Source organism: Cognatilysobacter segetis (assembly GCF_004359965.1).
GTDB lineage: Bacteria > Pseudomonadota > Gammaproteobacteria > Xanthomonadales > Xanthomonadaceae > Cognatilysobacter > Cognatilysobacter segetis.
Genome location: NZ_SMRQ01000008.1, coordinates 1 through 12,639, shown reverse-complemented (window position 1 = coordinate 12,639; position 12,639 = coordinate 1). Strand labels below are relative to the sequence as shown.

Genomic DNA, 12,639 nt, shown 5'->3' with positions numbered 1-12,639 from the left:
CCCCGGGAGCCGTCGTAGTGGGAAAGACCGTCGCATACACGTCCGCAGCGCTGAACTACCTGCCCAAGGTGCGCAAGCTCTGCGCCTCGATTCGGCGCCACCACCCCGAGTTCGAGATCGTCCTCGCGCTTGCGGACGAGCGGAATCCCGCCTTCGACCTCAGCGCCGAGCCGATCGACCGGGTCGTGGCGTTGGCCGACCTCGACATTCCCGATCGTCGCCGCTGGACGTTCTTCCACTCGATCGTCGAGCTCGCGACCGCGATCAAGCCGTTCGTCCTGGTCGAGACGCTGGCGCGCCCGGACGTGGATCGCGTGCTGTATTTCGATCCGGACATGGTGCTGTTCTCGCGACTGGACGATCTCCTCGAGCAACTCGATCGCGGCGACGTCGCGCTGACGCCGCACCTCACGGTTCCGGAAACCACGCTCGATGCGATCCGGGACAACGAGATCGCCGCGCTGAAGCACGGCATCTACAACCTCGGCTTTCTCGGCGTCAGGAAAACCGCCGAGGGGCAGCGGTTCGCGCAATGGTGGGCCGATCGCATCTATCACTTCTGCGTCGCGGACATCCCGGGCGGGCTCTTCACCGACCAGCGCTGGATCGATCTTGCACCCGCGTTTTTCGACGGTGTCGAAATCCTCAAGAGCCCCCGGTTCAACGTGGCGACGTGGAACCTCACGCAGCGCGCGCTCGCGGGCGATCTCGCCTCCGGATTCACCGTCGACGGACAGCCCCTGGGCTTCTATCACTTCACCGGTTTTGACAGCGGCGCGCACCGCGCCATGGCGGCCAAGAACGCCGGCGGGAACGCGTCGGTCGAGGCACTGGTGAACTGGTACTCGAGCGAAGCGCGCTTCGACGACGATGAACCGGTTTCGCGGTTGCCCTGGGCCTTCGGCGCGTATTCCGACGGGACGCCCATTCCGCTGCTGCATCGCCGTATCTATCGCGAGCGCCCCGACCTCCAGGACGCGTTCCCCGATCCGTTCGACGTCACGTCGGGCGCGGGCCTCCGTGGCTGGATGGAGCACCAGGGGCCGCTCGAATACGACAGTCTTGCGCTAAAAAAAAAGATCGCCTGACGGGCAGGATGCGTGCGCTGGCGCGAGTCGCGCTGGCGTGCCTGCGTGACCCGCGCGCGCGCCGGGCGCGCATGGATGCCGTCGTGTCCCTCTACCGGGCAGGCGGCTGGCGCAGCGTCGCGCGGGCCGTCCTGACCGGTCGGCGCTCCGGGCATTCCATCGTCTGATCCCGCCTCACCTTGCCCCTGCCGGCGCGTTGCTGGGATTATGGCGCGCCTGAACGGCCGGTCCCGCGGTTCGCCGCCCGCCTTGCCACCGACTTCCCCTGTCCGGAGATTCCCATGATTCCCCGTCGAGCCGTGCTTGCCACCCGTTTTCTCGCCCTCGTGTCGTTCTGCGTCGTCGCTGCCGGTTGCAGCGAAAAGATGGATCAGCCTGCGCCGCAGACGAGCTCGGCCAACCCCGCGTCCGCGCCCAAGGTGCTGCCGGCCGGTGCGCAGTTCGAGGCCGCGCAGGAGACCGTCGATGCCATCACGCAGTCGCTGAACAGCGGCGTCTGCTCGGTCGAGAACGTCGTGACCGTGCCCGAAAACCAGTCGAGCCCCGGCGCGAAGCCCAACAGCTACGTGGCGACGCGCGACAAGAGCTACCGCGTCGTCGGCTTCGCCGTGAACAAGGACGCAGGCACGGTTCCCGCCAAGGTCGACATCGTGCTTTCCGGCATCAAGAGCTACCGCCTGCCGGTCGAGACCGGCCGCCCGCGCCAGGATGTCGCCGACTTCTTCAAGACGCCCGCATTCGACAAGTCCGGCTACATGGCCGATGTCGCCTTCAGCAACGTCGACCCGGGTGACTACGCGATCTACTTCGTCGACAACGGCACCGACAAGAAGGTGTCCTGCGCGACGAACCAGTCGATCAGCATCCGCTGATCACCCGGCTCCAGGAGCGCTCCGTGGACCCCACCGCATCGGCGTCCTGGCGGGACGGCCACGACGTCGTGGCCGAGGGACCCCGCTGGCCCGCGATGGTGATGATCCTGCTGGCAGCGGTGTTGTCGGCCGTCGCCATCTGGCTGCACTACCCCGGCCACATCTCGATGGACTCGAGCATGCAGGTGATCGAGGCCAGCACGGGGCGGTCGGAAACCTGGAATCCGCCCCATACGAGCGCCTTGCTGCGCTGGTTCGGCCCCGGTCCCGCCGGGGTCGGCCGGTTGATGGCCTTCAATGCCATCTGCACGTACCTGGCGCTCGCGCTCTCGGCGGTCGCGGCGTTCCGCGCCGGACCGCTGCGCTCGCCGCGCAGTATCGTGATGCGCGCAGCGGCCGCGATCCTGGTGATCGCGAACCCGGTCATCGGCATCTACGTCGGGATCGTCTGGAAGGACGTGGTGTTCGCGACCTTCCTCGCGGCAGGGGTCGCCGCCGGCCTGATGTCCTGCGTCGCAGCGCGACGCCCGGCGATCGCATGGGCCGTGGCGTCGGCGCTTCTGCTCGCGTTCGCGATGCGGGTGCGGCAGCAGGGCATCTTCATGGCACCGGTCCTGCTGGTGCTGCCGATGCTGGGGGCTGCGTCGCTGCGCGGCCTGTCGCGATCCCGTGCCGCGGCGGCAGCACTGTCGATCGTGCTGGCGTTCGGGGCCGGTCTCGTCGTCTTCGATGCCGCGGTGGCACGCACCATCCATCAGGACGACCGCTTCGGCAGCCAGGTCGGCTTCAACGGCCTGATGCAGTACGACATCGCCGGCATGGTGGCGCGATCGCAGACGCCGAGCGACCGGCTGCCCATCGCCATGAACGACGAGCTCCGGGCGCAGGTACGCAGCGTGTACTCCGCGGATCGCGGCGACTTCCTGTGGTACAGCCCGGCCGTCACCCAATGGCTGTCGCTGCCGGGCTACGGCGGCGTGCGGAAGATGTGGTGGGCGATGGTGCGCGCGGAACCGAAGGCGTACGCCGCCCATCGACTCGCGGTGTTCCGGTCCATTCTCGACGTCGACGGCGTCAAGGCCTGCCTGCCGGTGCACGTCGGCATCGACGGCGACAATGCGCGGCTGAGCCGGCTGGGCTTCGTGCCCGGACTCGACCGCTACGACCAGTCGATCTACGACGCGTCGCGCGGGCTCGTCTACTGGCCGATCTTCCGCCACTTCGCCTACGCGATCGCGCTCGTGCTGGTAACGCTGCTGATCCTGTTCTCGCCGATGCATGCGCGACTCAAGCGCGGCACGGTGCCGGTGGCGATCGGAACGGCGCTGTTGTACGCGTCCTACCTACCGACCTCCATCGCCTGCGACTTCCGCTATCTGTATCCGGCGGTCTGCCTCGTCTCGATGCTGTGGCTCGTGTGGCTCGGCGCGGCACGCGGCCGCCCGGCGTTCGGACGGCGGCGCCCGTGAGCCGCGAATCCGGCGCAGCCGGCGGGCGCGCCGCGGGTGCGGCTTCGGCCGCGGGCCCGCAACATACCTTCGTCGTGCCTGCATACGGCCGATCGCCGCATCTCGAGGCCTGCCTGCAGTCGCTGGCCGGTCAGACCGCGCCGGGGCGCGTGGTCGTGGCCACGTCGACGCCGTTCGACGGGCTGGACGCGACCTGCCGCGCCTTCGGCGCGCGCCTCGTGGTGCACGGGCCCAATGGCGGGATCGGGCGGGACTGGAATGCAGCGCTCGATGCCGCCGAGACCCCGCTGGTCACGATCGCGCACCAGGACGACGTCTACGACGCCCGCTTCGTTGCCGCGCTGCTCGATGCCCATTCGCGGGCGCCGGGGTCCGCGATGTACTTCTGCGACGCCGGCGAGATCAGCGAGAGCGGCGAGCGTCGTGCATCCGGCTCCAATGCGCGCGTCAAACGGCTGATGGTGGCCTTGGCGTTCCTGGGCCGGCGGTCCATTGCCGGGCCGCTGGCGCGACGCATGCTGTTCGGGTTCGGAAATCCCGTGGTCTGCCCCGCGGTCAGCATCAACCGGGCCGTGGCTCCCGGATTCCGCTTCCGCGAAGACCTGCGCACGAACATGGACTGGCTGGCGTGGCTCGACCTGTCGGCCGCCGGACGCGTGACCCGCGTGCCCGGGCAGCTGATGGACCATCGCGTACACACCTCGAGCGAAACCGCGCGATGCCTCGACGACGGCAGTCGGGCGCGCGAGGACCTGATGGTCTTCCGGGCCCTGTGGCCCGAACCCGTGGCCGTCCTCCTCGGTCGCCTGTACCGACGCTCCTACCAGGGATACATCTAGTGCTGACCTACGTTCTGATCGCGACCACCACGCTGTGCACGCTGGTGGCACAGATGATCCTCAAGAAGGCGGTCAACATGCCGGCCATGAAGGTCGCGCTGGCGCACGGTCCCGTGGACTTCGTGCTGGGCGCGGCGCTCAATCCGCTGGTCTGGCTCGCGCTGGTCCTGCAGGTCGCCGGCTACGTCACCTGGTTCTTCGTGCTGACGCGCGAGAAGCTCGCCGTGTCCTTCGCGATCAGCGGAGCGATGGTGTACACCATCACCGCGTTCGCGGGCTGGTACTTCTACGGCGAGCGGCTGAGCTCGCTGCAGTGGGCGGGCATCCTGATGATCTCGACGGGCGTGCTTTTCGTGGCAACGCAGAAGTGAGCCCTGGAGCCGGTGGAGGAGGCGAGGTCATGGCGGCGTCGATACTCAACGAGCGAGCGGCTGTCGTAATTGCCGCGTACAACGAAGCGGCGATGATCCACGGCGTCGTCGTGGACGCGATGCGGCTTTTCCCGCACGTGGTGGTCGTAGACGACGGATCGAGGGACGACACGGGCGAACGCGCGCTCGCCGCTGGCGCCACGGTCCTCACTCATCCCATCAACCTCGGACAGGGCGCGGCGCTGCAGACGGGTATCGCGTGGGCCTGCCGGGCGGGCTTCGATCACGTGGTCACCTTCGACGCGGACGGCCAGCACCGTCCGGAGGACGCAGCCGAAATGCTGCGGCGCCTGCACGAGCAGGGTGCGCAGGTGGCGCTCGGAAGCCGGTTCCTCGGCAGCGCCGAAAACATCCGCGCCAGCCGGCGCCTGCTGTTGAAGGCCGCGACGGTGTTCACGCGGATCACCACCGGTTTGCGGGTGACGGACGCGCACAACGGGCTTCGCGTACTGCGGTCGGACGCGGCGGCGACGATCCGCATCCGCCAGAACCGGATGGCCCACGCTTCCGAAATCCTGGAAGAGATCGCGCGCCACGGCTTCACCTACGTCGAGGCGCCGGTGATCATCCGCTACACCGACTACTCCATGGCGAAGGGGCAATCGGGTTTCGGTGCCTTCAATATCCTGCTCGACCTGCTTCTGGCGAGGATCCGCAAGTGATCCGGTATCTACTTTCCGCGTTCGGTCTCCTCGTCATCGCCTACGGGCTGCGCGAATGGCGGCGCTCGAAACTCGTCGGGCTCTCGCTGATCGGCATCAGCCTGGCAGGCATGTTCCTCGTCTGGTTTCCGGCGGTCGCCGACCGGATCGCGGGCATGTCCGGGGTCACGCGCGGCGCCGACCTCGTGCTGTACTGCTACAGCGCGACGAGCTTCGTGATGCTGCTCAACCTCGCCCTGAAACAGCGCGAGTTGCATCAGTCGATCACCGACCTCGCGCGCCACATCTCGATGTCGACCGTGCGCATGCCGAAGGATCGTGAAGAAGTTCCGACGGCGCGCCCGACGGAAGGAGGCGGCCTTGGCGACTGAATTCGATTCGGACTACACCCGCTATCAAGCCGACCGGAGCGCGCTGCGCAAGTATGTGCGGCGGATCTACCTGAAGCGTGCCGCGGCGCAGGTCGAGGGGCCGACCCTCGACTTCGGCTGCGGCGTCGGTGAACTGCTCGGTTACCTGCCCGCGGGATCGCGCGGACTCGAATACAACAAGGCGACGGTCGAGTATTGCCGCTCGAACGGGTTGCCCGTCGATTTCTACGACGGCTTCCAGGACGGTTGGAGCCTGTCCCTGCTCGATGGCAACGAGGGCTTGCGGTCGATGGTGATCAGCCACGTGCTGGAGCATCTCGACGAGCCGCTCGATGTGTTGCGCCAGCTGCTCGAAGCGGCGCGTCGCCTGAAGATCGAACGGATCCTGGTCATCGTTCCGGGGCGCGCAGGGTTCAAGATCGATTCGACGCATCGGGTGTTCGTCGATGCGGCGATGCTGGACCGGGCGCAGGACCAACACTGGTCCATCCGCCGCAGCTTCTACTTCCCGTTTCCATTCCGGCGCGCGGGCGACGTGTTCGTCTACAACGAGCTGCACGCGGTATTCCAGTCCACCGCGCGGTGACGCTTCACTGCAGCGCGTCGAGGTGCTGCCTCCACCGCCACGCGTCTTCGCACATCGCGTCGAGCCCGAGGCGTGCTTTCCAGCCAAGGAGCGCGTTCGCGCGCGTCGGGTCGGCGTAGCTGCGGGCGGCGTCACCCGGACGACGCGCAACCACCTCGTACGGGACGACACGCCCGGACGCGCGCTCGAACGCGCGAATCACTTCAAGCACGCTGTAACCGCGACCGGTGCCGAGGTTGAGCGTGATCGATTCACCTGCGCGCACGAGGTGTCCGAGGGCTTCCACGTGCGCTTGCGCGAGGTCGACCACGTGGATGTAGTCGCGGACGCCGGTTCCGTCGGGCGTGGGGTAATCGTCGCCGAACACCTGCAGCCGTTCGAGGTGGCCGGCAGCCGCCAGCGCGACCAGCGGCATGAGGTTGTTGGGGGTGCCGCGCGGATCCTCGCCCAGCTGCCCCGACGGGTGCGCACCGACGGGATTGAAATAGCGCAGCACGGCCACGCGCAGTTCCGGCCACGCGCGGTCGAGGTCTTCGAGCGCATGCTCGACCATCAACTTCGTGCGACCGTAAGGATTGACGCCCACGCGGGGCGCATCCTCGCCGACGGGGCAGTGGTCGGGTTCGCCGTAAACGGTCGCCGTCGAACTGAAGACGAGCGTCGAGACGCCCGACGTGCGCATGGCGCCGAGAAGCGCCAGCGTGCCACCCACGTTGGTGTCGTAGTACTCGAGCGGATAGCTCCAGGATTCGCCGACCGCCTTCAGGGCAGCGAAGTGCAGCACGGCCTCGATCCGATATGCGGAGAGCACGTCCGCCACCCGGCCGGCGTCGCGCACGTCGGCTTCCACGAACACCGGAGCGCGGCCCGCGACCGCCGAGACGTGGTCGAGGACCGAGCGGTGGCTGTTCACCAGGTTGTCCAGGACGACGACGTCGTGACCGCGCTCCAGCAGCTCCACGCAGGTATGCGAGCCGATGTACCCGGTGCCTCCGGTGACGAGAATCCGCATCGTCAGAGAGCTGCCGCGACCTCCGGGAGAATCTGGAACAGATCCCCCACCAGCCCGATATCCGCGATCTCGAAGATCGCCGAATCCGGGTCCTTGTTGATCGCGACGATCGTGCCGGCGTCCTTGATGCCGGTCAGATGCTGGATCGCGCCGGAAATGCCGACGGCGATGTAGAGCTCGGGCGCGATGATCTTGCCGGTCTGGCCGACCTGCATCTCGTTCGGCACGTAGCCCGCGTCGACCGCTGCGCGCGAGGCGCCGACGGCGGCGCCGAGCTTGTCGGCCAGCTCGTAGACGATCCTGAAGTTCTCCGCCGAGCCGACGCCGCGGCCGCCCGAGACGACGCGCTTGGCGCTCTGCAGGTCGGGGCGGTCGCTGGAGCCCGCGGCGAGGCCGACGAAACGCGTGTGCGCCGGCAGCGCGGCATCGACATTCACCGCCTCGACGGCCGCGTTGCCGTCGCGCGCGATCTCGGCGAAGGAGGCCGTGCGGATCGTCGCGACGACGACCACGCCCTCCGGGACCTCCACCGTCACGATCGCGTTGCCGGCGTAGATCGGCCGCTTGAACGTTCGCGGGCCGTCGACGGCCATCGCGTCCGACACCTGCGGCGCGTTCAGCAGCGCGGCGACGCAGGGCATCAGGTCCTTGCCGAACGTGGTGCTGGGCCCGAACACGTGCGTGTAGCCCGCGGCGAGCTGCGCGACCTGCGGCGCGAGCACCTGCGCGATCGCGTGCGCGTTCGCGGGGTTCGACACGGTGAGCACCCGGGTGACGCCCGCGAGCTTCGCCGCCTCGGCGGCGACCGCCGACGCGTCGTCGGCGAGCACGACGACGTCGATCGACTCGGGCGACAGCGCCTTCGCGGCGGTGACGCACTTGGCGGTGGAGGCGTTGAGGTGGCCGCCCAGGTGCTCGGCGACGATCAGGACCTTGGACATCGTTGTCTCCTCGGTTTCGGTGTTCCCGCGTGCGGGAACCGACGTGCCGGGCGGTCGCGCGCAGCGCGGTCCGCCGGCGATGCGTTACAGCAGGCCGCGCTGCTTCAGTGTCGCGATGAGCTCGGCGGCGTCCTTGACCATGATGCCCTTCGAGCGCTTGGCCGGCGGCGCGAACGACGTCGTCGTCAGGCCCGCGCCCGCGTCGACGCCCAGGTCGGCGAAGGGCAGCGTCTCGAGCGGCTTGCTCTTGGCCTTCATGATGTCGGGCAGCTTGATGAAGCGCGGCTCGTTGAGGCGCAGGTCGGTGGTGACCACCGCCGGCAGGTCGACCTCGAGCGTCTCGAGGCCGGCGTCGACCTCGCGCACCACGGTGGCCTTGCCGTCGGCGACGTCGAGCTTGGAGGCGAAGGTCGCCTGCGGACGGCCCCACAGCGTGGCCAGCATCTGGCCGGTCTGGCTGGCGTCGTCGTCGATCGCCTGCTTGCCGAGGATGACGAGGTCGGGCTGCTCGCGCTCGACCAGCTTGAGCAGCGCCCGCGCCGCGGTGAGCGGCTGCACGTCCGTGCCGGCGTCGACCACCACGTGGATCGCGCGGTTCGCGCCCATCGCGAGGCCGTTGCGCAGGTGCGGCTGGGCGTCGGCCGGGGCGATGGTGGCGACCACGACCTCGGTCGCGATGCCCTTGTCGCGCAGGCGCAGTGCTTCTTCGAGCGCGATCTCGTCGAACGGGTTCGGCGAGAGCTTGACGCCCTCGGTGACGACGCCGGTGCCGTCGGGCTTGACCTGGATGCGGACGTTGTAGTCCACCACGCGCTTGTAGGCGACGAGGATCTTCATCGGGTGGAATTCCGTGTCGGGCGCGCGGCGCGCGCTGGAGGCGGCCGATTTTAGCCGACTGCGCCTGCCGGGCGTGAGGGGCGACCGGCGTATCCTGTCGCGGCCTTCCCTGTGGACGAACCGATGCTGCATCCCGTCGTGCTGAGCGGTGGCAGCGGTACGCGGCTGTGGCCGCTGTCGCGCCAGAACCAGCCCAAGCAGTTCCTCGCCCTGGTCGGCGACCGCTCGCTCTACCAGGAGACGCTCCTGCGCGCGAGCCGGCTGCCCGGCGCGGCCGCGCCGGTCACGGTCTGCGCGGACGACCACCGCTTCATGGTCGGCGAACAGCTGCAGGCGGTCGGCCTCGGCAACGGCGGCATCCTGCTGGAGCCCGCGGCGCGCAACACGGCGCCCGCGATCGCGCTGGCGGCCTCGCACCTGGCCGCGCGCGATCCGGACGCGTTGATGCTGGTGCTGCCGGCCGACCACCTGATCGAGGACGAGTCTGCGTTCCGCGACGCGGTCGCCCATGCGGTCGGCCTCGCCGACGCCGGGTGGCTGGTCACCTTCGGCATCCGGCCCGACTACGCCGAGACCGGGTACGGCTACATCCTGCGCGGCGCGCCACTGGACGGCGCCGGCTTCGCGGTGGAGCGCTTCGTCGAGAAGCCCGATCTCGCGACCGCGGGGGCGTACCTCGAGCATGGCGGATATTCGTGGAATTCCGGCATGTTCCTGTTCCGTGCGACGCGCTACCTCGAGGAGCTCGAGCGTCATGCGCCGGCGATCGCGGCCGCGGCGCGCGAGGCGTACGCCAGCGCACAGGCCGACCTCGACTTCATCCGCATCGACGCGGAGGCGTTCGCGCGCGGCCCGAGCGACTCGATCGACTACGCCGTGATGGAGAAGACCGATCGCGCGGCGGTGGTACCGGTCAGTTGCGGCTGGAGCGACATCGGCTCGTGGTCGGCGCTGTGGTCGGTCGCGCAGCGCGATGCCGACGACAACCGGCTCGACGGCGACGTGATCGCGGTCGACAGTCGCGGCTGCCTCGTGCGCGCCTCCGAGCGCCGCATGATCGCGACGCTCGGCGTCGAGGACCTGGTCATCGCGGACACGCCCGACGCGACGCTGGTGGCGCGCAAGGATCGCGTCCAGGACGTCAAGCTGCTGGTCGACCGCCTCAAGGCCGCGGGCCGCACGGAGCATCTCGTGCACCGCAAGGTCTATCGCCCGTGGGGCAGCTACGACTCGCTCGCGGTCGGCCCGGGCTTCCAGGTCAAGCGCATCGTGGTCAAGCCGGGCGCGGCGCTGAGCCTGCAGAAGCATTCGCGTCGGGCCGAGCACTGGATCGTCGTCTCGGGCGTGGCGGAAGTCACCTGCGACGATCGCGTGTTCGACCTGCGCGCCAACGAGAGCACCTTCATTCCGCAGGGCAGCGTGCACCGGCTGCGCAACCGCGGAAGCGAGCCGGTGGAACTCATCGAGGTGCAGTCCGGCGCTTATCTGGGCGAGGACGACATCGTCCGGCTGGAGGACGTGTACGGACGTTCCTGAACGGGGCGGCGGCGTTCGGTTAACACGCGATGAGCGGCAGCGGAAAACGCGCCGGAATACGCGGATTGTGGATGGGATCCGATTGCACCCGCGCCGGGTTCACCTCACCATCACCCGTAGCTTAGGGGTGGGGTGATCCATGAACTTCCGTTTTCCGCTGATTCTGGCCGCGGCGCTCGCGATGGCCGCCTGTTCGTCCGAGCGGCAGGGGTCGGCCTCGCAGGCGAACGACATGCCCGCCGCCGCGCGGTCGATGCCGACTGCAACCGTCCAGGGGTCGACCGCGGGCCTCGCGGGTGGGCCCGCTGCGCTCGCCACGCTGCATCGATTCGCCTCCACGCCGGACCGCGGCGATCTGCTCGCCTATCCCTCGACGCCCGTCGTCCGCTACGACGGCGCCTATACCTGGCATCGCGCGGATGTCAGCGAAGCGCATGCGCGCGCGGCGATCGGCGGCACGCTTTCCCTGCGTTCGCCTTCCGGCGAACAGTTGCGTTTCCGCTACGAGCGTCACGTCGAGCACGAAAACGGGGACTGGACGTGGGTCGGCGCCCTCGATGGCGCGCGCGGTCGGGAGGCGATCATCACCTTCGGCGCCAAGGCCGCCTTCGGCACCATCGGCCAGAGCGCGGGCCTGCCCCTGCGTCTCACGATCAAGGACGGCGTCGCGTGGATGATCGAAACCGATCCGGTCCGGCTGGCGACGATCGAGAACCGCGCCACGCGGCCGACGGAAACCGATGCGCTGCTGCCGCCGAGCGCGGAGGGCCTGGACAGCACGTCGGGTGCGCAGCCGTCCGCGGCAGGCGCCACCGCCGCAGCGCTGGATGCGCAGGGCAACACCGTGGTGGATCTCGTGCTCGGCTACACGCCCGGCTTCGTCACGTACTACGGCGGCGAGTCGCAGGCGCAGACCCGATTGAACAACATGGTGGACATCACCAACCAGGCGTACGTGAACAGCCAGGTGGCCGCGCGCGTGCGCCTGGTCAAGACGCTGGCGGTGAACTACACCGAGCTCAACTCCAATTCGACCGCGCTTGAAGAGCTGACGGGCTACAAGTCCGGCACCGGCGGTGGCCAGACCACGCCGAACGCGGCGTTCAGCGCACTGCGACAGGCACGCGAGACGTACGGCGCGGACGTGGTGTCGCTGGTGCGCCGCTTCTACGACCCGGAACACGACGGCTGCGGCATCGCCTGGCTGATCGGTGGCGGCCGCGACACGGTCACGCAGAGCGACGAGTACTTCGGCTATTCCGTCGTCAGCGACGGCCGTGACCAGGGCACCGACGGCAAGACCTACTTCTGCCGCGAGGAGACGCTCGCGCACGAGCTTGGCCACAACATGGGCGCCGCGCACGACCGCGCCACCTCCATGGGCTCGGACAACACGTTGCAGAACAACGAGTACGGCGCGTTCACGTATTCGTTCGGTTACAAGACGACCGCGACCAATGGCAACTTCTACACCGTCATGGCCTACGGCGATTCCGGCCAGACGAGCTATCGCGTGTTCTCCAATCCCCGCACCACCATGTGCGGCGGGCTCGCCTGCGGCGTCGAGAACGAGGCGGACAATGCGCGGACGCTGACGCAGACGATCCCGACCATCGCGACGTTCCGCGCCGCCAAGGTCGCGGACACGCCGCCGGCCGTCCGCAAGGTGGCGCGCGATCTCAATGGCGATGGCATGTCCGACATCGTCTGGCAGAACACGGCCGGCGGGCAGCTCGGCACGTGGCTGATGAACGGCACGACCCTCGCAGTGAGTCAGAACAGTGGCTCGCTCCCGGCGGGCACGTCCGCGATCGCGATCGGCGACTTCAACGGCGATGGCTTCGCCGACGTGATGTCGGTGGCCAGCCAGACGGTGTACGTCTCGATGGGTGCCGCGGGTGGCGTCCTCGGCACGCCGGTGTCGGTCTCGAGCCGCCCGCCGGCCGGCTGGAACCTCGCCGGTGCGGGCGACGTCAACGGTGACGGCAAGGCCGA

13 protein-coding genes are annotated in these 12,639 nt (G+C 68.8%); 10 read left to right on the top strand and 3 right to left on the bottom strand.

All coding sequences use genetic code 11. The features are described 5' to 3' along the window. Positions 1–17: 17 nt before the first annotated feature. From E4F61_RS02915 to E4F61_RS02885, 8 genes are all read left to right on the top strand, one after another. Entirely contained in the window at positions 18–1,088 is a 1,071-nt protein-coding gene (locus E4F61_RS02915; protein ID WP_133478174.1) for a glycosyltransferase family protein, read from the top strand. Between the two features lie 281 nt (positions 1,089–1,369). Then, positions 1,370–1,960 (top strand): hypothetical protein, encoded by a 591-nt coding sequence (locus tag E4F61_RS02910; RefSeq protein ID WP_133478173.1) that lies wholly within the window; start codon positions 1,370–1,372, stop codon positions 1,958–1,960. 23 nt (positions 1,961–1,983) lie between these two features. Beyond that, complete coding sequence (locus tag E4F61_RS14615; RefSeq protein WP_162301380.1) at positions 1,984–3,429, top strand: hypothetical protein; 1,446 nt, start codon at positions 1,984–1,986, stop codon at positions 3,427–3,429. Then, positions 3,426–4,268, top strand: a complete 843-nt coding sequence (locus E4F61_RS14610) for a glycosyltransferase family 2 protein (RefSeq protein WP_162301379.1) — start codon at positions 3,426–3,428, stop codon at positions 4,266–4,268. The genes E4F61_RS14615 and E4F61_RS14610 overlap by 4 nt, the downstream gene beginning before the upstream one ends. After that, positions 4,268–4,639 (top strand): DMT family transporter, encoded by a 372-nt coding sequence (locus tag E4F61_RS02900; RefSeq protein WP_133478171.1) that lies wholly within the window; start codon positions 4,268–4,270, stop codon positions 4,637–4,639. Before E4F61_RS14610 ends, E4F61_RS02900 begins: the two co-directional genes overlap by 1 nt. Continuing rightward, positions 4,582–5,361 (top strand): glycosyltransferase family 2 protein, encoded by a 780-nt coding sequence (locus tag E4F61_RS02895; RefSeq protein WP_202908929.1) that lies wholly within the window; start codon positions 4,582–4,584, stop codon positions 5,359–5,361. Before E4F61_RS02900 ends, E4F61_RS02895 begins: the two co-directional genes overlap by 58 nt. Then, positions 5,358–5,732, top strand: a complete 375-nt coding sequence (locus tag E4F61_RS14605) for a DUF2304 domain-containing protein (protein ID WP_162301378.1) — start codon at positions 5,358–5,360, stop codon at positions 5,730–5,732. The genes E4F61_RS02895 and E4F61_RS14605 overlap by 4 nt, the downstream gene beginning before the upstream one ends. Continuing rightward, on the top strand, positions 5,680–6,318 hold the full coding sequence (locus E4F61_RS02885) for a class I SAM-dependent methyltransferase (RefSeq protein WP_162301377.1): 639 nt from the start codon (positions 5,680–5,682) through the stop codon (positions 6,316–6,318). The genes E4F61_RS14605 and E4F61_RS02885 overlap by 53 nt, the downstream gene beginning before the upstream one ends. Positions 6,319–6,322: 4 nt before the next feature. Here the strand turns inward: E4F61_RS02885 and galE are convergent, their stop codons facing one another. From galE to E4F61_RS02870, 3 genes are all read right to left on the bottom strand, one after another. Beyond that, positions 6,323–7,330 (bottom strand): UDP-glucose 4-epimerase GalE, encoded by a 1,008-nt coding sequence (gene galE / locus E4F61_RS02880; protein WP_133478168.1) that lies wholly within the window; start codon positions 7,328–7,330, stop codon positions 6,323–6,325. 2 nt (positions 7,331–7,332) lie between these two features. Beyond that, on the bottom strand, positions 7,333–8,271 hold the full coding sequence (locus E4F61_RS02875; RefSeq protein ID WP_133478167.1) for an electron transfer flavoprotein subunit alpha/FixB family protein: 939 nt from the start codon (positions 8,269–8,271) through the stop codon (positions 7,333–7,335). Positions 8,272–8,355: 84 nt separating this feature from the next. After that, entirely contained in the window at positions 8,356–9,108 is a 753-nt protein-coding gene (locus E4F61_RS02870) for an electron transfer flavoprotein subunit beta/FixA family protein (RefSeq protein WP_133478166.1), read from the bottom strand. 123 nt (positions 9,109–9,231) lie between these two features. Between E4F61_RS02870 and E4F61_RS02865 the strand changes: the two genes are divergently transcribed. Further along, entirely contained in the window at positions 9,232–10,644 is a 1,413-nt protein-coding gene (locus tag E4F61_RS02865; protein ID WP_133478164.1) for a mannose-1-phosphate guanylyltransferase/mannose-6-phosphate isomerase, read from the top strand. A gap of 139 nt (positions 10,645–10,783) precedes the next feature. After that, positions 10,784–12,639 (top strand): reprolysin-like metallopeptidase (locus tag E4F61_RS02860; RefSeq protein WP_202908928.1); only part of this gene is annotated, 1,856 nt, incomplete at its 3' end.